Here is a 20,657-nt window from a genome sequence, read left to right as displayed (position 1 = left end):
TAAACAAGTGCTACTACACTTTTGTTTGAGAAATGACGAGAATTCACAAAAAGAGAGAAGGAACAAAAGTCCCTCCCCATACCTTTTCAAAGATAATCGCACTTAAATTTAGAAAACTCAGCCACAGAACCTTCGCCACTAGCGTATAGACCAATGAGCACCCCTGTAAATCCCCCGGCAACTTCCGAGGAAAGGTATTTCGTCTGTGCAGTACCTAAGTGGATGTCCTTGCCATTTGCATGAATCAGGAAGCTGTAGCGTTCATGGCTTGCCTGTATAACCAATGTGGCCTGGTGATCACTTCCCAATTCCACTTCATTTTCGACTGATTTGATATCCCCAATATTCAGACGCTCAATCACCTTATACCCACCCTGATCTTCTTTGCGAATGGCCAAGTCATAATGGTGCTGTTCATCCATGTAGATGGTGATGCCTGCCTCTCCATTCGTAAGACTAACATCAACAGAGATGGTCGCGTCAAAGTCTTTTTGACGTAGGCCAATGAATGTCGGGGATGCTGGAACATCCAGTGTCACTTCGGTTCCTTTTAACTTTATTTCGCCTTGCTCTAACAAATAATTTTCTGTATTGGGATGACGAAGATAACACCAGTCCAGATTCCAATCCGTGTTCTCAAACGTATAACTTTTCTTCTCTTGTTGAATGACTTTGTCAGAGATACGATCGGTTTCAAAGCTCATAAGCGTAGTACCTTGATGCCCTGCCGTAAACCAGCCTTCCTCATCAAAGGTAACTGGCGTCAGGAATACTTCCCGACCGAGATGATGATAGGTAAGCCATTGTCCAATCTGACGGAATCCCAAATGGAAGATCCACCAATTGCCTTTCTCATCCTGAATCAGGTCGCCATGACCAACCCCCTGCAGTTCGTAACCGCCCAGATTACGGTTGGTCAAAACAGGATTTTTGGCATAGGGCTCGAAAGGACCGGAAGGAGAATTTCCACGCGCATATGTGACCATATGACCGTATTCGGTTCCGCCTTCAGATGCCATGAGGTAATAGTATCCATTGATTTTATACAAATGTGGGCTTTCCAGATAACGTCCGCCTGATCCTTGCCATACTGAACGACTGGGGGTCTTTTTGTTACCCGTTTCAATGTCAATCTCACACTGAACGATCCCCCCGATCCCTTCATCGTCGGTCCCGTTGCTCATAAAGAAGGCCTTCCCGTCTTCAAAATATAAATCCGGATCGATTCCCCCTTGATCCACAATAATTGGTTCTGACCACTCCCCGTAAATATCGTCAGTCCATATATAGAAATTCTGACGCGTGGTGTCATTGGTTGTGGTCATATAGAATCGCCCGTTATTGTATCGAATTGTAGGGGCGAAAACTCCACCGGAGCTGCTTACGGTCTCCAGATGAATCTGGCTTTTTCGGGTTAAACAATGACCGATTTGCGTCCAGTTCAATAAATCTTTGCTTTCAAAAAGCGGGACACCCGGAAAATACTGAAAGGAACTGCACACCAGATAATACGTGTCATCCACCTTGCAGATGCTCGGATCTGGATAGAATCCTTTAATGACCGGATTATTGTATTTCATTTGAGCCACCCCATTTTCTATAATTCACATATTTAAGAATCCAGCATCATAAGCAGATAAAAAAATTAAACACTATCGTAAACATACTTTCAATGCGTTAGAGTTGAAGAGTCCAGTTAATTTCATTAAATGAATATATATATGATTTCAATAGATCCGGTTAGGAGATTGTTAAAGATGATCAAAGCGAACGGAGAAGCAAAATTCATACCGTTATACGAAGCACTGGCAAGCGAGGTTAGATGGAGAATCATGGATTTGATTGCAGATAGCGAAATGAATGTAAAGGACATAGCCGCTGCGTTAGAACTTAGCCCCTCCATCGTTACAATGCACATCCGCAAGCTTGAGCAAGCCGGACTGATCGATAGCCGCAGGATACGCCTGAATGGAGGCACGCACAAATTATGTTTCCTCAAACAAAATAATATCGAGATTGTACTACCATCCGCCAATCGGACAGCAAGAATTAGAGAACAGACAATTTCAGTGGGTCACTATACTGCATTTGAGGTCCATCCCACCTGCGGTCTTGGGACGCATGAGAAAGAAATCGGTGTTTGGGATGACCCACGCTACTTTCTTGATCCTGAGCGGGTGCACGCTGCCATCCTCTGGTTTGGAAGGGGGTATGTCGAATACAAAACGCCTAACTATATGCTTCCCGATCAGACTGCTAGCGCCATTGAAATTTCAGTGGAAATGGCTTCTGAAGCTCCGGGTTTACGAGATCATTGGCCATCGGACATCTTATTTACGTTTAACGGGATTTCGCTTGGAACCTGGACAAGCCCCGCTGACTTCGGACGAGCTGCTCGAGGCAAATATACACCAACATGGTGGCACCGCAATGTGAATCAATATGGATTATTAAAGACGATTCGTGTTGATGACTCGGGTACGTATATGGATGGAGAACGAATGTCGGACGTGACGATAGAGGATATCAAACAGGAGGAACCATTCTGGACGCTTCGTTTCACGGTTGACGAGGAGGGGGCTAACGTTGGGGGATTAACACTCTATGGTTCCGGGTTCGGCAATCATGACCAGGATATTGTCATACGCGTACAACGCTAATCTTTCTTTATGTAGTAAAGAATAATCCCGTTCTTCTCTTCAAAATATATACCCCATTTGAATGAACGGGATACAGCTTAACGCAGTTAAAGACGCTTTCTATACTCAACCCCATGAACATGAATTAGCACGTTCTGTACTGCCAACTTTTCAAAAAAATCCAACATATCCCCAAAGGGATTTTCAAAATACGTAATCAGGTGTTTATAGTTTGTAGTGGATTTCAAAAAGATATAAAAAAAATAAGGGTCCATGTTTCCCACATCATCCTTACTGCCGAGAGAAACCTCCAACGTTTGCCCTGTTACTGCATTCTCGAACATGCAATGCTCTCCATGAACATCGAAATGCCATTTTCCACTCAAATATTCTTCACCGTTTACAACTTCTTCGTTAGAAAGCAAGTAGTACGCTCCATCGATAATCTTTTCCTTTTCAGCCTGGCTGGTTTCCGAGATCAATTTATCGATCAGTTCTTGTGCAATTCTTTTGTACGTGTCCATCGCTTCCAATAATGTATCTGTTGTTTCTTTGGTTAACGCGTGCATTTCTTACCTCCAGCCTGTAACGGTTGTCTTGAAATCCCTTCAATATAGCCCTATGTTTATATTTATTCCTTTGTACTAAATGTCTGAATATACTTTCTGGTATCATCTCTGAATGTTTCCGTATAATGATTATTTGTAAAATCTTTTAACACCTTTCGCCAGAACGCTAATGCAGGAGTGTTACTCTCCATCTGAGCAAGTGCCCAATCTGCTTTATATAACTCAAATGTCTGCATCGCAGCAGCATATCCAACTCCACTTCTTCTAAACTTCTTCAGGATCATAAAATCATAGATTACATGTGTAGGATCTGGATCGGTATCTAAATTTTCAAGAAGTACAATAACAAAGCCTGCTATAGTACCAGAAATCATAATAAAATATGGCCTCCACCTGTTATCACCTTCCCAAATGAAGTCAATATTCACATCGTATTTGCCTTCTTGATTGATATCCTCGCTTGTAAATTCGCTGAAATCATAATGGTACAGTTGATACAGATTCGATAACATATTTTTCTCTACCGACGTTACTGGAATAAGATCTACTATCATTTAATCCCTCCCATAACTCTTTAATTTCTCACGTCTGAACATTGATTCTCCAACGGATAGAGCTATTAACGGCTCGAACGCATCGCCTTTACATGTTTTAAACTACTATCATTTAAAAAGTCTTTATATTCTTCCGATTCAACAGCGTAGATCGCCACTTTTCCTTGTGAATTATGATGAATGCCCCAACCATAACGCTTACCCAACGAAGAAGTGCGAAGACAGGGTTGTCCCTTGGAGAAAAACTTGGTTCTCTCTAATGATCTTTGTTCATCGGGAATATCATTGCGCTGTGCGAATACTTCAAACATCTTGCGTATATTGATAAGGATTGTTTGTTATCATTTCATACTGTAGAACTGGAACGGTTTTGCCGCCATTTTTGGCTTTGGGGATCTCTGCCACTTTAACAGGACAATCTTCTGCTACTGCAATAAAAGTTTCATAATAGTTCATGTCTTTCATCAATATATCCTCCCATCTTTTTATTAAAATATGGATACGAATATACAATCAAATTTGGACTCGTTTTATAAATATTTCTTAAAAGCCTTGCTGGATTCCCCATCGTACCCTAACTTCGTATAAAAGCCATGTGCCTCGTATCTGGATGAACCGCTGGTGAGAAACACCTTTATACAATTTTTCTGTATGCAAACATTCTCTATATACTTCATAAGTTCAGATCCATATCCCTGGCTCTGCACATGCTCCGTAATGATAACCCGCTCAACTACGCCAAACGGTCTATTCTCCACCAATGCATCCAGACAAATATGTAAATGCGCAGTCCCGATCACCTGATTACCAACTTCGTAAACAAATAAGAAGCTGCTGGGATTATTCCTTACTTCTTCAATCCGCTCCGCCAGTACCTTCGTATTCAGGTTGTTCGGCAATAATTCTTTGTACAACTTTTCAATAACTTCGACATCCCTGGCTTCGGCCTCTCTAATCATCATGTTCCACCCTCAACTTAAATCGTAACTTAATATGACCTCAAATCAACTCACGCTCAAATGCTGACTACGTCCATCATAACCCAAAAAGTGGTATATGCGAACAGTTCCTTCCTCCTTTTCTCACCTGCTGATTAGTGCTCTTTCCTTACAGACCCAGAACAAAAAACCACGGTTTCCCGTGGTCCATCATTCCATTATGCTCTATCCTACACCGACCCACTTACCAGTTTTCCTTCAAACCATACCGCTTGACGCGCAGACCTTCTGGCAACTGCCTCTGCCGAGCAGCTGGCTTCTACCAGTACAAAACTGGCCGTATCCCCTAACTTCGGCCATACCTGTTGCCCCTCTGAATCCAGTGGGGTGATACCACTTGTGACAAATGCAAGCGATTGAGACAAGGACCGTTCATCGTTATACCCGTACAATTCGGCGAAACGGCCCGCTTTTTCCAGTTGATCTCCATTACCAAAAGGAGACCAATGATCCGTCAAACTGTCTGTCGCCAGCTTCACGTTCACCCCATGTTGATGGAGCATCGGAAGTGGCATCATCATTTTACCGATAGGCACGGTCGAAGCCACGCTCATACCAAGGGAGGCCATTCGCTTGGCCATGTCTTCCGCTTCCTGCTGCTCCGCATGAGCAAACCAGAATGCATGACTCACGGTAACTTTGCCCTGAATCCCCGCTTCTTCAGTCAAATCAGCCAATTGCAATAATGTTTGTTTACCTGATTCTCCAGCTTCATGCAGATGAATATCGATGCCTGCCTTATACTGAACAGCCAGTTCGACCATTGCATTTAGCGATTTCTCAATATGCCCGTCCACGGCGTGAGGATCAAGTCCACCTACATGAGTGCTCCCTTCTGCCATGGCTTGACGCATCAGTTCTACCGAATTAGAGCGGAGCAGCCCATGCTGCGGGAAAGCGACGATTTCAGAGGAGATTTTGCCAGAAAATGTTTCCAATGCCTGCTTCGTCGCTTCCAGCCGTTTCAACCCGCTGACCGGCTCAATATTGCAATGAGTGCGCACATGGGTGGACCCATACCCCTGAATCAAGGTCAGAATACTTTCTGCTTGACGCTTCGCATCGGGTAACAGCTTGGGCAGCAATACTTTCTCTTCTTCGATACGTTCGAAAATGCTGGAGATGCGTCGAACCGCTTTCCATGGTGCATCGTAATACGTTTTATCCAAATGAATATGGGCTTCCTCGAACGAAGGCAGTAGCAGAAGTCCTTTACCATCAACCTGCGGCAACTCGCTTGTTAATTCCGAATCCCCATCCATAATAGCTGCAATGACTCCATCTTCAATCCGCAGATGACCAAGGTTTGTTCGGGTGCCAGTTACCTGCCCGTCTTCCATTACATAACTTTGCTCTAATGATACGTTAGTTAACCAATATTCCTGCTTCAGCATGGTCACTCCCTCTTTCCACTCGGTCTATGTGGTCAATGGTACCATAGGACTTCATTCAGCAAAAATAGTTAAAACGTTGGTAATCCATACGATTATCGTTTAGATATTGTTGGACTTCCCCATTAGCATACGAAGTGTAATATATCCAAAAATTTGAATCACAAATACAATAGCCACAAATTCAACTAGAATGCTGTTGCCTGCACTTAAATCAGTCATGATATCCTTCAAAATGAGGCCAGGCCGCTTCAGGACATCCCAGCTATTCCACCGATTAAATCGCCCAATGTATACCCCTAGACTGCTCAGGAGTAAAATAACACCTACAACGGCCATGCTGCTTAATTGGCTTAGTCGTTTATTTAACAATCCATGGATTTGATGTATCGAACAAATGGACAGCACTAAACCCAGTATAGCTACGACAAACGTCAGGGTGAGACTATACCAAAAATCAATATTAACCCAAAACTTAGTTTCCCCTTGAGGATCAAAGTATCTGAATGCATGCAAAATTTCTGTGAAAAGATATGCTGAATTCGGTAGAAAGAATAGCCAGCCTGCACACATCACTCCAACCAATGCGATACTCATTCTTGTAAGTTTTTTATGGCATACATAACGAATCGTAGATGAGATGATAAATGGAACCCATGCTAAGAAAATGTCCCACGTTAAAAATTGATACATGTTCGTGTTTGTTTTGGTACGAAAGTAGACAGCACCAAGTAGACAACCTATGGTAGCAACGATTAAAACACTACTCATTTTTAAATAAATTGTATTTTTATTATTGTTCATTTCTTCGCTTCGATTTCCCTTTCCTTGTTAGTATGCCTGAGCAGTCCCAATCACCTGATCATCGATTTCATAATATGAACCGTGAATACGCCTTCCTAGTAATCCACGTCCATCATAACCCAAAATGTGGTATATGCGAACATCTTATGATCGTTTGGGCAAGTGACCGGAACAGCTCTCAGACAATCGTTATTATTTTAACGAATCGACCACACTCTATTTGACGAAGTTCAACGTGTCAGTCATCGTAACGAAGCGTAGACACCATATTCCCTTGCTCTGTGAGCCTTTGCGCATCATTCTGCAGGTTTTTACTGGAATAAGACGGCTGAGGTTCGTTAGATTTTACATGTCACGCTATTCCTCACAATAAGGTGTAGGAGATTCGTTAGCGCCATCTTCCAGAAGGAAAAGACCAATTTCCGCGATATTTTCGTTTATCCTCCATTCTTCTATCAATAGAGAATGCAAAAACAGGCACTAGAGAGTGCCTGTACATAGTTAGAACTGAGCGAAGCCTTGGCCGTAGGAGTCTACCGCTTCGTTTTCATATAATTAATCAAAAATTAAAACGCGCATGCCCGCCATCGGTCACGCCTTCAATCTGTTCAATGTCCAGCAGTCTTCGCTTCATTTCCAGTCCTCCGCGAAAACCGGTCAGCTTGCGGTTGGCACCGATGATGCGGTGACACGGCAGCAGTACCGGAATGGGGTTGGCTCCATTGGCGGCCCCAACAGCTCGCACCGCAGAAGGTCTTCCCACCGCAGCAGCAATGTCGCCATAGGTTCTTGTCTCACCATAAGGAACACGACCCAGTTCTGTCCATACCTGCTGTTGGAATGTTGTTCCGATCAGATCAAGCGGGATTTCATCTGTGAAAGCCACTTTGTCTCCGGCAAAATAGGATTGTAGCCAATCCATCATACCTGTCTGCTTCAACGCTGCTTCATTCTCTTCGAGCTCCACTCCAGGTGCAATTCGACCAATCCAGCTGCCCCAATCCTCCAGGGTTTCATTGGGCATAATGACCCTGCATAACCCTTTTTCGGTTCCAAGCAATACCCACGGACGACCGTCCAGCTCCATTTTTGTCCACATGATGCTCTTTCTCATACGTCTATCGTCCTTTCCCTCGTAGGTTTTATCTGATTTCTTTTCACGTTATGCACACATACTACACACGAACCGGTTTCTTCGATTTTCGTTTCATACTGCGGATGATCTGTTTGGTCTCCGAATCAACACGATAGGACTCCGTTATTTTCTGAAGAGCCTTATTATACGTAAAGTCGTCCAAAGAATTGTCCTGCAAATAACGCAGCGTGGCTTCAGGCTGTTTCACATAAGCGATGGAGATGGCCCAGGCCACTGCCATTTTCACATAATAACCATCATGACGAATGCGATCTAATGAGATAAGAACTTCGCTGATATATTTTTCTTCCATATAAAAGTTCAACAGCATCACAACACCGAAGCGAATGTCATACTCCTGATTGGATACCAAATAGGGCTGCAAGAATTGCCACACCTGATCCAGATGTGCCTTCGTATATTTCAATCCACCGCAGAAGCTGTCGCATACGGACCAGTTATCTATTTTGGGGACAAACCAGGCGATATGATGCAGCAATTCTTCAATATCTGCTTGAGCATGACCGATGACCATCGCTTGCAGCATGACTTCTTCAAAATAATCATCATCAGCGGTTTTTAGATAGGCTCGCCAGTCCTCTTTGACAATTTGTTTCGCCATCTTGCGTATTTCAGGCAGTCTCACACCTAACAGATTCGTGATATTCGGAATGAGCGCAGCCGAGAATTTCTGATATTCCGGTTCGACCAGAGATAACAATTGTGTTCTTACAACCGTTTCCACATGTCTCCTCCTCATCGGGTTTTCTACATCAAGTATATCCCGGCAGCATTCATTTGTAAGCCCATATCGAATGTTTTAGCAAGATTACAATATCCATTTCATGTGGTCGCTGTTTAACTGCCATCCCATTTCGTTTAAGAATACGGAGTTGAACCCATCTAGAAAGGAGACTACATATGAACCGATCCCATCCCAAAAAAGATTTTTCGGTTGAAGAGATTACGGAGCTCCTTGTGCAATTTGTGCAAACTCAAAACCTGACCGAATTTTATAAATGGGCCAAAGAGCTGCATCCATACGACCTTTCTCTCATATATAAAAAGTTCCCTGAACAAGAGACGAAACGCTTCCTGCTCTTATTCAAGCCTGACGTTCTCGCCGATATGGCAGAAGCCCTCACGCTTCAAGAACAGGTACATCTATTCGAACAATTAGGCCCGGAACGCACCCTTGAAGTCATGCAGCAGATGGACAAAAGTGATCTGATTCGCTTCATGCATGATCTGCCTCTCAAACGCAGGGAAGAACTGTTGTCTACGATGAACCTGGATCACTCTTCGATTATCCGCGCCGTGTTGAACTATCCACCGGAGACGGCAGGGCGAATCATGACCGATCGTTACCGCACCCTGTTATCACATGAAACAGCAAAAGAAGCGCTAAGAGAATCGCAGGCATCGCTGCTCATTCCAGCAACCAGTTACCTGTATGTCACGGATGATGAAGGCAAACTGGTCGGAGTCGTGAGTTATCAATCCCTTGCTCAGGCAGATGATAAGACCAAAGTGGAAGAGCTGATGACGCGGCGTGTCATCCATGCAACCGTCGATATGGACCAGGAAGAAGCTGCACAGCTGTTGCAGCGTTATGAGTTCATGGCTCTGCCTGTCGTGGATGAGAATCGCAGATTATGCGGCGTGATCCAAATGGATGATGTCATTGATATTATTATGGACGAGGCCAGTGAAGACATCGCCAAAATGGGTGGCGGCAGCAAAGACATCGATTTTGATACCAAACCGCTGGTTGCTGTCAGACGTCGCCTTCCTTGGCTGATTTTACTGTTATTCATCGGACTGATCTCGGGAAGCATTGTGGATTTTTTCGAGGACACACTGAATCAGGTTGTGGCCCTCGCGTTCTTCATGCCCATGATAGCCGGCATGACGGGGAATACGGGGACACAATCCCTCGCTGTCGTTGTGCGTGGACTGATTGGACGCAAGCTGGACAAGGCCACAGTGCTCGCGCTGATTGGCCGGGAGATTAAGGTAGGCCTACTGATTGGACTTGTATGCGGCTTGATGATTACGGTCATCGCCTATTTCTGGCAAGGCGACTGGCTGCTTGGAGCGATTATCGGCGTATCGCTCTTCTTCACTCTCGTCATCGGAACACTGACCGGCACTTGCATTCCCCTTCTGCTCAGTCGTTTCAAAGTAGACCCTGCGGTCGCCTCCGGCCCATTAATTACAACGCTGAATGATATTTTGTCGTTGTTTATCTATTTCGGCATCGCAACCCGCTTTCTGGATGCCTTGATGTGAATATCGAAAAAAACAGAAAACAGACCTAATCCGGCGGATGATGGTCTGTTTCTGCTTTTTCATTTGTTGTTTCGAAGTATCCTTTTCATCTAGCCTTCCGATGCATCCAAAGGAATGTATTACGGAGAACTCTGCCTCCACCCACATTACAACACCGGATTATGCCGATCTTTTGTTTTTGTTATAAATGTCAAACGCTACCGCCAGCAGAAGTACCAATCCCTTGATCCCTTGCTGCCAGTCAATACCCAGACCAATGAGGGACATTCCGTTATTCAGAACCCCCATGACCAGCCCGCCGATAATGGCGCCAAATACCGTTCCGATGCCGCCAGAAGCGGAAGCTCCGCCAATAAAGCAGGCTGCAATGGCATCCAGCTCGAAGTTGGTACCGGCTCTTGGTGTCGCTGCATTCAACCGGGCCGCAAAGATCAGTCCGGAAATGGCGGCCATCACGCCCATGTTGACAAATACCCAGAAGGTCACTTTTTTCGTTTTGACCCCGGATAAGCCTGCAGCCTTCTCATTGCCTCCGAGCGCGTAAACATGACGACCCATAACAGTACGATTCATGACAAAGGAATAGACGATGATCAATACAAACAGCAGAATCAGAATATTCGGAATGCCTGCGTAGCTCGCCAGCATAAACGTAAACAGATTCGTAACCGCAGCCACCACCACCAGCTTGAGCAGGAACAGCCCCTGAGACACCACCTCAAAACCGTATTTTCGCTGGGAACGTCGTTCGCGCAATTCATTCACAATATACCAGACCGTGAGCACAAGACCGACGATGATGGAAACAAGACTGAGGCCTGAAAATTGGATATCCGGCAGGAAGCCTGAGCTAATTTTCTGGAATCCGCCCGGAAATGGTGAGATGGACTGGCCTTCCAGCACAATCATTGTCAAACCGCGGAAGAGCAGCATGCCCGCCAGGGTTACAATAAATGCCGGAATTCGCACGTATGCGATCCAGAAACCCTGCCACGCCCCAATTAATGCCCCAACCACGAGTGAGGCAATGACCGCCAGCCAGGCTGGAAGCTGCCAATCAACCATCATGATCGCGGCAACCGCCCCGACAAAGGCGGCAATCGAACCTACCGACAGATCGATATGTCCGGTAATAATGACCAGCACCATCCCAATGGCCAGTACAAGAATGTAGCTGTTTTGCAAAATCAGATTGGTAATGTTGATCGGCTTGAGCAGCAACCCGCCCGTCAACACCTCGAACAACAGCATAATTACAACCAACGCGATAATCATGCCATACTGGCGTATATTGTTTTTGAACAGTCTAGTTAACATTTCCATGCTTCCCGCCTCCTGACTTGGTCATATATCTCATCAACGTTTCCTGCGACGCTTCTTCCCGGTTGACCTCCCCCGTAATTCGCCCGGCATTCATCACGTAGATTCGGTCACACAGGCCCAGTACCTCCGGCAGTTCGGACGAAATCACCAGGACACCCTTGCCCTCTGCGGCAAGCCGATGAATAATCGTATAGATTTCGAATTTGGCGCCGACATCGATGCCGCGCGTTGGTTCATCCAGAATAAGAATATCCGGCCCGGCAAATATCCATTTGCTGAGCACTACCTTCTGCTGGTTACCGCCGCTCAGATTGCCGGTTTTCTGCAAAATGCTCGGCGCTTTGATATTCATGCTTTTTTTCATCTCTTCGGCAACAACTACTTCTTCACGCTCGTTTACAACGACGCCCCGAGTCAGCTTGTTAAGACCCGTCAGCGAAATATTGCGCTTGATATCATCCATTAAAATGAGGCCATACTCCTTGCGATCCTCTGTCACGTAGGCAAAGCCATTCTGAATGGCTTCTGTTACGCTGTTGTTCTGAATGGGTTTGCCATCTTTAATGAGCTGTCCCGTGATGTTGCGTCCATAGGATTTGCCAAAAATACTCATAGCCAGCTCTGTGCGTCCGGCCCCCATCAGACCGGCAATGCCTACGATCTCTCCTCGTCTGATGTTCATGTTGACCTGATTCAGCACCTTGCGATCAGCATGATGCTCGTGATAGACCGTCCAGTCCTTCACCTCCAGGATGACTTCACCGATGTTCGCATGGCGCTCCGGATAACGGCTGGTGAGATCACGGCCTACCATTCCACTAATAATCCGGTCTTCAGTTACGTTGTCCTTCCTCATATCCAGCGTCTCAATCGTTTTGCCGTCCCGCAAAATGGTTACTGAATCCGACACCTTCGACACCTCATTCAGCTTGTGAGAAATCAGGATACAGGCAATGCCCTGCTTCTTGAATTCCAGCATTAATTGAAGCAGATTCTCGCTGTCATCCTCGTTCAAGGAAGCGGTGGGCTCATCCAGAATGAGCAGCCGCACCTTTTTGGAGAGCGCTTTCGCTATTTCGACCAGCTGCTGCTTGCCCACACCGATATTGGATACAAGCGTATTCGGATTTTCGGTCAGCCCTACCTTGCCCAGCAATTCCCGGGTACCCACATACGTTTCCTTCCAGTCAATGATGCCCTTGCTGGCACGTTCGTTGCCCAGATAAATGTTTTCTGCAATGGAGAGGTAGGGAATAAGGGCCAGCTCCTGATGGATAATGACAATTCCCAGTTCCTCGCTCTGCTTGATGTCCCTGAATTCACATGTCTTTCCCTCAAACAAAATGTCTCCGTCGTATGTTCCATGCGGATATACTCCGCTAAGCACCTTCATCAGCGTCGATTTGCCTGCACCGTTTTCACCGCATAGCGAATGAATTTCGCCTTCTCTGACCTTGAGATTGACGTTTTCCAGCGCTTTGACGCCAGGGAAGGTTTTGGTGATTCCTTTCATCTCCAGAATAATTCCGGCCATGGGACCCGCTCCTTTCACTCGGTTATTTCAGTCCAATTTCTTCTTTGGTGTAATATTGACTGCCCACAATATCCTTCTCCACATTGGTTCGGTCCACTGAAATGGGATCAAGCAGATAAGCCGGAATGATCTTAATTCCGTTGTTATATGATTTATCATCATTCACTTCCGCCGGTTTCCCTTGCAAAATGCTGTTGGCCATCTCTACCGTCTGTTCCGCCAGCTTGCGGGTATCCTTGAATACAGTCTGGGTCTGTTCCCCCGCCACAATCGATTTGATTGATGCCAGCTCAGCATCCTGACCCGTGATCACCGGCAGCGGCTTGTTCGCTTTACCATATCCCACGCCTTTTAACGATGAGATGATCCCGATACTGATCCCATCATACGGGGATAACACCGCATCCAGATTGTCTCCCGAGTAATAGGCACTGAGCAGATTATCCATTCGTGATTGGGCCAAAGCGCCGTCCCAACGCAGCGTCGCAATCTGGGCCATCGTCATCTGCTTGCTTCGCACGACCAGCTTGCCTGAATCCATGTATGGCTTCAGGACAGACATAGCGCCGTCAAAGAAGAAATATGCGTTATTGTCATCGGGAGATCCGCCAAACAGCTCAATGTTGTAAGGTCCCTTGCCTTCTTTAAGCCCAAGTTTCTGCTCAATGTAAGAGGCTTGAAGCACACCCACCTTGAAATTGTCGAATGTGGCGTAATACGTTAAGTAAGGGGTGTTGCGAATCAGGCGATCGTACGAAATGATCTGTATGCCCTGATCATGCGCCTTCTTGATCACGTCCGTCAGTGTATTGCCGTCCACGGAAGCAACCACCATGACATCCACACCCTTGGTAATCATGTTTTCAATCTGAGAGATTTGATTTTCGACGACGTCCTCAGCGTACTGCAAATCGGTCTTGTACCCCTGTTCCTGGAACAGGCGGACCATGTTTTCCCCGTCCCCTACCCAACGTTCGGAGGATTTGGTTGGCATTGAAATGCCGACATACCCTTTGGCCTTGCTGCCTGTCTCACTCTCGGCCAGATTGCAGGCAGAGAGGACCATAGTCATCACCAGAAGCCAGATGAACAGTGCTCCTTTTTTCATATGAAGTTCCCCTTTCCTCAAATCATACAGACTTGAACGAATTATAAGATAACGCTTACAATATGTCGGGTACATCCAAGCTGTAAATCCTGTCTGAACCCATCGTAGCATTCGGGAACAGTATGGTCTTTGCTGCATTTGAACTTTTTTTATAAAATTTCAACTTTTGATTACGCTCAATTAAAGCTTCCAGGTAACCTGGTTTGTTGTAAGACATCTGTAAACAAAAAAAGGATAGCCCTCCTTCATGGAAGTAGGACATATCCTCTTGATCCAATTTTATCTCTCTGTCTTTTCCTAAGATTGATTAGCTGTATCGTTGCTACTGCCTGTTCCCCCGCTTTTGCGATATTGTACAGGCGACATGCCCATCGTTTTTTTGAATGCGGTGCTGAAATAATGCTGCGTATCGTACCCTACCTGCTCTGCAATGTCGTGGATAGACCACGCTGTAGCATCGAGCAGTTGTACCGCCTTGCGGATGCGGGCATGTGTAACCAGAGTAACAAAGGAATCGTTCAGTTCTTTCTTGAGCACCCGGCCCAAATACACCGCAGATACATTCAGACGGACAGCGAGCGATTCCAATGTCAGCTCCCGATCCGCATAATTCTCTTGAATGAGCTGACGTGCCCGTCGAACCAGCGGAGACAATCGGGCTTCTCCAAATACTTTCTCACGGCATCGTCGATATGTGTCCGGCGCCTCCTCCAATGTCCCTGCGTGTTGCTCCATATAGGCATGAACAGCGATATTCAGGCAAGAACTGATTTTCTGCTCCATTATGGACTCAATCCCTTCCGGCGCCTTCTGCCATAGACATATGCCAATCAATCCATTCACTTCCCTGAACAGGACATGTGGAAGCTGTCCCAGTAATTCGTCAACAATATTCTCTGCTGCAAAAAGAAACAATTGGCGGTCACTCTCATGCATCACCGTCTGACGTGCTTCTGCAGCAGGCCAGCGGACGATTCCAATCTGTACAGGGGGCGCAGGTGGCAGACGCAAAAACGCGAGTTGCCCCGTCAGCTCCATCCCCCTGACTGAACCTTCCAGCCAATCCAGGCAAAAACGCTGGCGCAGCAGCGGGATATTCCGTTCAATCTGGTCGGCTGCCTGTTGCACATACGTGGTTCGCATATGTTCTTCATCCATATGCTGGCGCAGTCGCGCAAGGGCAGCATATAGCTGTTCTGCCTGAACTGGCTTCAATATATAATCCTCTACCCCAAGCCGAACGGCTTCTTGGGCATAAGCAAATTCATCATGTCCGGATATGATGAGACAGCGGCAATTCGGGCAATCGTCCTGAAGACGACGAATCAGCTCGATTCCGTTCAGAAAAGGCATATTCATATCAACCAGTACGATATCCACATTCAGGCTGGCAGCCAGTTCCAGCGCTTCCTCCCCGTCCTCTGCTTCTCCGGCAACCTCCATGCCCAAGGCCACCCAGTCGATTGAATCCCGTATGCCCTCACGAATGATCGGTTCGTCATCGGCAATCAGTACCTGGTAAAGCTTCTCCGCATGCCTGTTCTCCGTCGCAGTTAACGGAGCCGACCTTTTATCCTCTGCGGTGTTTATTGTCGTTGATATGAATTTCTTCATTCGCTCTCCTGCCCCCTTTCCCTATCAAATGACTGTCCTGCCGGAAGCTCTCTCAACAGCGGAAGAATGACTTGCACACAGGTACCCACACCTTCACTGCTGTCCAGCACAATGCCATATTCGATACCATAAACCAACTGTATACGTGCCTGTACGTTCAACATGCCGTAGCTTTTGCCAGCCTTTCCGGACAAGGATGCCGTTTCAAGACTTTCCAAAGGTGCTGCCAACAGCCCTTCCATCTCTGCAAGCCGCTCACTCGACATACCCACTCCATCGTCCTGAATCCGCAGCAGCAGTCTTCCCTGCTCTGTTTTGGCCTCCACCCGAATCTTGCCTGGCCCTCGTCTTCCCTTGATGCCATGATAAATCGCATTTTCAACAAGGGGCTGAAGCAGCAGCTTGAGTACGAACAAATCACGCAGATCGTCCGGAACGATTAGCTCGTATTGCAAGCGGTCACGGTACCGGGTCTGTTGAATTTGCAGATAACTGGTTATGTGCTCAAGCTCGGAATGCAGAGGAATGAAATCATCCCCTTTGCTGAGCCCGATGCGAAACAGTCTGGAAAGAGCGCCAACCATGTTCGATACATCGTCCGCTCCTTCCTTACGGGCCATCCAATGAATTGTATCCAGTGTATTGTATAGAAAATGGGGTTTGATATGCTCCTGCAAGCTGCGCATTTCAGCCTCACGCTTCTGTCGTTCCTTTAATTCATTCAGGGAGATGAGCTGACGGATCTGTGCAAGCATCCGGTTAAAACTTCTGCCCAGCATGCCAATTTCATCCGCCCTGTCGCTCCAGCGGCCCGCCCTGAGATTTCCCGTCTCCGCCCTGCGCATATAAGACATCAGCCGAAAAATGGGCTGCGCGATGGAACGCGAGAACCAAGAGGAGGCGCTCAGACCGAACAAACATACCACGAACACAAAGCTGACCACATAAAACTGGATCTGCCGCACTTCCGTAATCGATTCCCGTGCAGGAAATACACCCACCGTTCTCCAGCCCGTAAACGTAGAGGACTGGTACATGAATAAAAGCTCCTTTCCACCCGCCACAGCATTGAACGTCCCGCTGTCGCCGGATTGGAACCATTCCGCCGGAATCTGTTCTACCAAAGGGTGTTCAGGCATATATACGCTCCTCCCTTCCTCATCGGTTACCATCACATAACCTGATTTACCCAGGGTTACATTTCTGGCAGCCTGAGAGACAGACCGAAGCTTGAGATCAATCATAACAACGCCAAGTATACGTCCCGATGCTTCATCCGTTATGGAACGCGCAACAGATACAATCTCATTATCCTTGTACCTCACATGTGTGGTTATATTCCGATCCAGCGGCTGCCCCAGCACCGTAAAAATACCTGGATTTTGAGAAGCCTTCACATACCAGTTTTCCTGGGTGAGGCTTTGCTTCGATCGGGGGTACATCTCATTGCTGATATAGTCACCGCTTCCATTGACGAGAACGATTCCGGCGATCTCCGGATAAAGCGTCGTAAAACCCTGCAAGGTTTGCTTGATCCCATACAGCTTATCTTGTTCCGCTTCCGAATTTCCTTCCTGGCTGGATGAATCTGTGCGTGTATCTTTATCCGATGCCGTTTTTCCTTGCATAAAAGCATCCACGTTCCGATCAAACGCAATCAGATACGTCATGTTTTGCAGGTTCTCCATCTTGCTGTCGAGCGCTTCATTCACTTTGCCAATGAGCTGCATCGTATGCCCCTCAACCTGCCGCTCTACAATCCGTTCCACGGTCCAGTTCACCAGTACACCCAGTCCTACGGAAGGCACGATAGCAAATAGTAAAAACAGCAGCATTAACTGATAACGCAGCGGCATATTGCGTAAACGCAAACGTTGCAGTCTCCCCATCATTCGAATGCGTCTTGCTTCCCTGCCCCGGAAATTCTCTTGTGGATCAGCGTTATTTGGCATAATAATCATCCACATTCGTTCGGGTCACCACGGAAATTCCGGTATCCACCGTGACCGGAAGCGGTGCATTCTCATCCAGAGAGGATGGAGCGGGTACCGTCAACTGGTGATGCAGATGGAACAAATATTGAAGTGACCAATATCCCATGTTCCAGGTTCCCTGTGCGATGGTTGCGGAAATCGTGCCGCCCTTGATCATATCCAGTGTGGCTTTATTGGTATCGAAGGATATAAGTGCGAGCGAACGAGCCCCCTTCAAATTCTGTACCGCTTCACCCGCACCTGCTCCTCCGGTCGCCTCGGTCACGAAAATGCCAGCCAGCTTCGGATGAGCCTTCAGCAGCCTGATCGTTTCGTCTCTTGATACCATTGCGTCTCCATGTCCATCGGCGACTTCAACAATCTTCATCAAAGGATAACGCTGCTGAATCGTATCGCGAAATCCCTTTGTTCGCTCTTCATGATTCTGCTGTTCAGGAAGGGTCAGTACTGCAACTTCCCCTTCCCGAGCCATCAGTTCAGCCATTTTGTCAGCAGCCATCACGCCTGCCTTGTAATTGTCCGTCCCGAGAAAAGAATAGGCCCGACTTCCTGGTGCATCGGCATCGAACAACACGACAGGTATGCCCGCGTCCATTGCTTTGCTAATCACCGGAATCAGCGATTGCGGGTCGATGGCCGATATGGCCATTCCTGCTGGCTTGCGAGCAATGGCCTGCTCGATAACCGTCGTCTGTTCCTTCGCATCATACCGGGTAGCTCCGCGGTATTCCACGGTTACACCAAGCGCATCCCCGGCATCTTCGAAGCCTTTCAGGGGACTCTTCCAATATTCCAGTCCGGACTGGAAAGTAATCATCATGTAAGTTTCGCCAATATCTCCACGCAGCCCCCGGTCTTCCCAGGTACCATTCACCTGACCGGCGTATTCGAACCGAAACACATACAACACAAACGCTGAGATTAACAAAATATAGACCAGCAGCAGTTTTTTCATCCGTTCACTTCCTCAAGTCGTCTGTCAGCTATAACATTCTGCTTAAATTGTAAACGCAATCATATAAAAAGGAAACCGTTTTACCTATTCCGAATTCATCATTTTTTCCTGCTCTAATGCTAACTGCTGCAATAATGTACTATAAGATCATCCATTCTCATCGTATCATTCATGGAATAAGACGAGCCAGAAAAGAGGCGTTCACCATGAATTTTACTTCATTTTTGATCTATTGCATTGTCGTTACCTTCACACCAGGCCCCAGCAATATTGTGATTCTTTCTTCTTCGCAACAGGTTGGTGCTAAGAAAACGATGAAATATGTGTGGGGAGCCACACTTGCATTCGGGCTGCTGCTTGCCGCTTCAGCTTTTCTCAATCATGTTCTTGCTGGCATTTTGCCTGGCATTCTCCGTGTGATGCAGATTGTTGGCGGTCTATATATGGTGTATCTGGCGTATCAGGTCTACAAAATGGGTTCTACCGAAACAGCAACGAAGCAAGTTACCGGATTTTGGAACGGTTTACTCATGCAATTTTTGAATCCAAAAGTGGTTCTGTTCACGTTTACGGTCATCCCCAGCTATGTACTGCCATATTACGACAGTTCGCTATCATCGTCACTATTCGTGCTGCTCATTACCCTCATCGGTTTTCTGGCATACTCTAGTTGGGCCGTCTTTGGCTCCATGTTCAGAACGCTGCTGAATCGTCATCAAAAAGTACTGAGTATCCTTATGGCCCTCTTTTTGTTATACTCAGCCATTATGGTATCGGGAATCATATAAGGTACGGGAGGTGCGTAGCGCGTGGAATGTTTCAACTATAAAAAATCACAGGATGTACTGGCTCTATCCGCCAGCTTTACGGATTTCGCCTATAAAAAGCATTGTCACGAGGAATATGCGGTTGGAGTAACTCTGCGTGGTATTCAGCAATACCATCTGGACGGTCATTATCAGGCCTCCCACAAAAACGGCGTGATGTTATTCAACCGGGAACAGTCCCACGATGGAAGCTCCTATGACAAAGATGGTATAGACTATGTGATGCTTTACCTGAAGCCGGATTTGGTCGAAGAGATTCTCGGGAAAAAGGAATTGCGGTTTACCACTCCCATCGTCTATGATCCTCAGCTCGCACGAAGCATTCTGATGCTGAACGAGGCTGTTCAGCACGGACAGGATGAAGCGAGGTGCAGTGAATTGTTCTTTGACCTAGTGCAGTTGCTCTCCAAATCGGAAATGGAAACCAAGCTATGGCGGCCTCAGGACAATCTGGTCCGAAAAGCCAAGGAAATGATGTTTTGCAGCATTGAAGATGTGCTGAAATTGGACGACCTATGTGCTGAATTCAACATGTCCAAGTTCCAGTTCATTCGCGAGTTCAAATCACATGCCGGCATATCCCCTTACCAATTTTTCCTGAACTGCAAGGTAGAACATGCACGGCAATCCATTGAGAAACATAAGGATATCTACTCTGCTGTAGCCGAATGTGGATTTGTCGATCTGACTCATCTGAACAGACACTTTAAACGGGTATTCGGTATTACGGCGTATGAATATATGCTGCAACTAAATGAATTGAATTGATTTCCAACAGGTTAATAAAGCTCCATACAAACGAAAGAGCATATTTTTAGCCCTCTTACTTCCTATTAGGAAACAAGAGGGCATTATTTGTGTTCCGGGACATTTCCGATACTAATAAAAAGGCCCGATATGGGATGCTTTTTCGAACTATT

The 20,657-nt window shown here is 46.5% G+C and carries 18 protein-coding genes and 1 pseudogene; 4 read left to right on the top strand and 15 right to left on the bottom strand.

Features of this window, described 5'->3' with window-relative positions:
• Window positions 1-86 precede the first annotated feature (86 nt).
• Complete coding sequence (locus tag P364_RS0127090) at window positions 87-1,580, bottom strand: glycoside hydrolase family 43 protein (RefSeq protein WP_024633166.1); 1,494 nt, start codon at window positions 1,578-1,580, stop codon at window positions 87-89.
• A gap of 177 nt (window positions 1,581-1,757) precedes the next feature.
• Between P364_RS0127090 and P364_RS0127085 the strand changes: the two genes are divergently transcribed.
• A complete protein-coding gene (locus tag P364_RS0127085; RefSeq protein ID WP_024633165.1) occupies window positions 1,758-2,660 on the top strand; it encodes an ArsR/SmtB family transcription factor in 903 nt (300 codons plus the stop codon).
• A gap of 86 nt (window positions 2,661-2,746) precedes the next feature.
• Here P364_RS0127085 and P364_RS0127080 read toward each other — a convergent pair whose 3' ends face one another.
• The 8 genes and pseudogenes from P364_RS0127080 to P364_RS0127045 all read right to left on the bottom strand — a co-directional run bounded on the left by P364_RS0127080 (window position 2,747) and on the right by P364_RS0127045 (window position 8,835).
• Window positions 2,747-3,208, bottom strand: a complete 462-nt coding sequence (locus P364_RS0127080) for a DUF6896 domain-containing protein (RefSeq protein ID WP_024633164.1) — start codon at window positions 3,206-3,208, stop codon at window positions 2,747-2,749.
• A 62-nt stretch (window positions 3,209-3,270) separates the two neighbouring features.
• On the bottom strand, window positions 3,271-3,762 hold the full coding sequence (locus P364_RS0127075) for a GNAT family N-acetyltransferase (RefSeq protein ID WP_024633163.1): 492 nt from the start codon (window positions 3,760-3,762) through the stop codon (window positions 3,271-3,273).
• 65 nt (window positions 3,763-3,827) lie between these two features.
• A pseudogene (locus P364_RS35660) lies at window positions 3,828-4,218 on the bottom strand (DUF6157 family protein).
• Window positions 4,219-4,292: 74 nt separating this feature from the next.
• Entirely contained in the window at window positions 4,293-4,724 is a 432-nt protein-coding gene (locus P364_RS0127065) for a GNAT family N-acetyltransferase (protein ID WP_052016795.1), read from the bottom strand.
• A 206-nt stretch (window positions 4,725-4,930) separates the two neighbouring features.
• Complete coding sequence (locus tag P364_RS0127060; protein ID WP_024633161.1) at window positions 4,931-6,154, bottom strand: amidohydrolase; 1,224 nt, start codon at window positions 6,152-6,154, stop codon at window positions 4,931-4,933.
• A 99-nt stretch (window positions 6,155-6,253) separates the two neighbouring features.
• Window positions 6,254-6,955 carry a DUF1361 domain-containing protein gene (locus P364_RS0127055; RefSeq protein ID WP_024633160.1) on the bottom strand — a complete coding sequence of 234 codons (702 nt, stop codon included), beginning with the start codon at window positions 6,953-6,955 and terminating at the stop codon, window positions 6,254-6,256.
• 559 nt (window positions 6,956-7,514) lie between these two features.
• The gene (locus tag P364_RS0127050; protein WP_024633159.1) at window positions 7,515-8,069 is read right to left on the bottom strand and encodes a methylated-DNA--[protein]-cysteine S-methyltransferase; all 555 of its coding nucleotides are present in this window, start codon (window positions 8,067-8,069) and stop codon (window positions 7,515-7,517) included.
• A 61-nt stretch (window positions 8,070-8,130) separates the two neighbouring features.
• Window positions 8,131-8,835, bottom strand: a complete 705-nt coding sequence (locus tag P364_RS0127045) for a DNA alkylation repair protein (protein WP_024633158.1) — start codon at window positions 8,833-8,835, stop codon at window positions 8,131-8,133.
• A gap of 176 nt (window positions 8,836-9,011) precedes the next feature.
• Here P364_RS0127045 and mgtE point away from each other — a divergent pair, with 176 nt between their 5' ends.
• Window positions 9,012-10,382, top strand: a complete 1,371-nt coding sequence (gene mgtE / locus P364_RS0127040; protein ID WP_024633157.1) for a magnesium transporter — start codon at window positions 9,012-9,014, stop codon at window positions 10,380-10,382.
• A 159-nt stretch (window positions 10,383-10,541) separates the two neighbouring features.
• Here the strand turns inward: mgtE and mmsB are convergent, their stop codons facing one another.
• From mmsB to P364_RS0127005, 6 genes are all read right to left on the bottom strand, one after another.
• Entirely contained in the window at window positions 10,542-11,705 is a 1,164-nt protein-coding gene (mmsB, locus tag P364_RS0127035; protein WP_024633156.1) for a multiple monosaccharide ABC transporter permease, read from the bottom strand.
• Window positions 11,689-13,239: a multiple monosaccharide ABC transporter ATP-binding protein gene (mmsA, locus tag P364_RS0127030; protein ID WP_024633155.1), complete on the bottom strand. Its 1,551-nt coding sequence runs from the start codon at window positions 13,237-13,239 to the stop codon at window positions 11,689-11,691. Before mmsA ends, mmsB begins: the two co-directional genes overlap by 17 nt.
• 22 nt (window positions 13,240-13,261) lie before the next feature.
• Window positions 13,262-14,347, bottom strand: coding sequence for a multiple monosaccharide ABC transporter substrate-binding protein (gene chvE / locus P364_RS0127025; RefSeq protein ID WP_024633154.1), 1,086 nt, complete (start codon window positions 14,345-14,347; stop codon window positions 13,262-13,264).
• Window positions 14,348-14,644: 297 nt separating this feature from the next.
• Window positions 14,645-15,961: a response regulator gene (locus P364_RS0127015; RefSeq protein WP_024633153.1), complete on the bottom strand. Its 1,317-nt coding sequence runs from the start codon at window positions 15,959-15,961 to the stop codon at window positions 14,645-14,647.
• Window positions 15,958-17,817, bottom strand: a complete 1,860-nt coding sequence (locus P364_RS0127010; RefSeq protein WP_152532757.1) for a cache domain-containing sensor histidine kinase — start codon at window positions 17,815-17,817, stop codon at window positions 15,958-15,960. The genes P364_RS0127015 and P364_RS0127010 overlap by 4 nt, the downstream gene beginning before the upstream one ends.
• Window positions 17,818-17,902: 85 nt before the next feature.
• Window positions 17,903-18,910 (bottom strand): substrate-binding domain-containing protein, encoded by a 1,008-nt coding sequence (locus P364_RS0127005; protein ID WP_024633151.1) that lies wholly within the window; start codon window positions 18,908-18,910, stop codon window positions 17,903-17,905.
• Window positions 18,911-19,116: 206 nt separating this feature from the next.
• Here P364_RS0127005 and P364_RS0127000 point away from each other — a divergent pair, with 206 nt between their 5' ends.
• Both P364_RS0127000 and P364_RS0126995 read left to right on the top strand, forming a co-directional pair.
• Complete coding sequence (locus P364_RS0127000) at window positions 19,117-19,698, top strand: LysE family translocator (protein WP_024633150.1); 582 nt, start codon at window positions 19,117-19,119, stop codon at window positions 19,696-19,698.
• Between the two features lie 21 nt (window positions 19,699-19,719).
• The gene (locus P364_RS0126995; RefSeq protein WP_024633149.1) at window positions 19,720-20,505 is read left to right on the top strand and encodes an AraC family transcriptional regulator; all 786 of its coding nucleotides are present in this window, start codon (window positions 19,720-19,722) and stop codon (window positions 20,503-20,505) included.
• The last annotated feature ends 152 nt before the right edge of the window (window positions 20,506-20,657 follow it).

Source organism: Paenibacillus sp. MAEPY2 (assembly GCF_000499205.1).
Classification (GTDB): domain Bacteria; phylum Bacillota; class Bacilli; order Paenibacillales; family Paenibacillaceae; genus Paenibacillus; species Paenibacillus vandeheii.
Note: the sequence above shows the minus strand (reverse complement) of the source record. Positions and strands in the feature narration are given on the sequence as shown.

What these genes read in the sequence shown, in the direction of transcription:
- P364_RS0127090 (WP_024633166.1), bottom strand. Translation starts at nt 1,580, where the DNA reads ATGAAATACAATAATCCGGTCATTAAAGGATTCTATCCAGATCCGAGC.
- P364_RS0127050 (WP_024633159.1), bottom strand. Translation starts at nt 8,069, where the DNA reads ATGAGAAAGAGCATCATGTGGACAAAAATGGAGCTGGACGGTCGTCCG.
- P364_RS0127000 (WP_024633150.1), top strand. Translation starts at nt 19,117, where the DNA reads ATGAATTTTACTTCATTTTTGATCTATTGCATTGTCGTTACCTTCACA.
- chvE (WP_024633154.1), bottom strand. Translation starts at nt 14,347, where the DNA reads ATGAAAAAAGGAGCACTGTTCATCTGGCTTCTGGTGATGACTATGGTC.
- P364_RS0127080 (WP_024633164.1), bottom strand. Translation starts at nt 3,208, where the DNA reads ATGCACGCGTTAACCAAAGAAACAACAGATACATTATTGGAAGCGATG.
- P364_RS0127075 (WP_024633163.1), bottom strand. Translation starts at nt 3,762, where the DNA reads ATGATAGTAGATCTTATTCCAGTAACGTCGGTAGAGAAAAATATGTTA.
- P364_RS0127060 (WP_024633161.1), bottom strand. Translation starts at nt 6,154, where the DNA reads ATGCTGAAGCAGGAATATTGGTTAACTAACGTATCATTAGAGCAAAGT.
- P364_RS0127065 (WP_052016795.1), bottom strand. Translation starts at nt 4,724, where the DNA reads ATGATGATTAGAGAGGCCGAAGCCAGGGATGTCGAAGTTATTGAAAAG.
- mmsA (WP_024633155.1), bottom strand. Translation starts at nt 13,239, where the DNA reads ATGGCCGGAATTATTCTGGAGATGAAAGGAATCACCAAAACCTTCCCT.
- P364_RS0127055 (WP_024633160.1), bottom strand. Translation starts at nt 6,955, where the DNA reads ATGAACAATAATAAAAATACAATTTATTTAAAAATGAGTAGTGTTTTA.
- mgtE (WP_024633157.1), top strand. Translation starts at nt 9,012, where the DNA reads ATGAACCGATCCCATCCCAAAAAAGATTTTTCGGTTGAAGAGATTACG.
- mmsB (WP_024633156.1), bottom strand. Translation starts at nt 11,705, where the DNA reads ATGGAAATGTTAACTAGACTGTTCAAAAACAATATACGCCAGTATGGC.
- P364_RS0127015 (WP_024633153.1), bottom strand. Translation starts at nt 15,961, where the DNA reads ATGAAGAAATTCATATCAACGACAATAAACACCGCAGAGGATAAAAGG.
- P364_RS0127010 (WP_152532757.1), bottom strand. Translation starts at nt 17,817, where the DNA reads ATGCCGCTGCGTTATCAGTTAATGCTGCTGTTTTTACTATTTGCTATC.
- P364_RS0127085 (WP_024633165.1), top strand. Translation starts at nt 1,758, where the DNA reads ATGATCAAAGCGAACGGAGAAGCAAAATTCATACCGTTATACGAAGCA.
- P364_RS0127005 (WP_024633151.1), bottom strand. Translation starts at nt 18,910, where the DNA reads ATGAAAAAACTGCTGCTGGTCTATATTTTGTTAATCTCAGCGTTTGTG.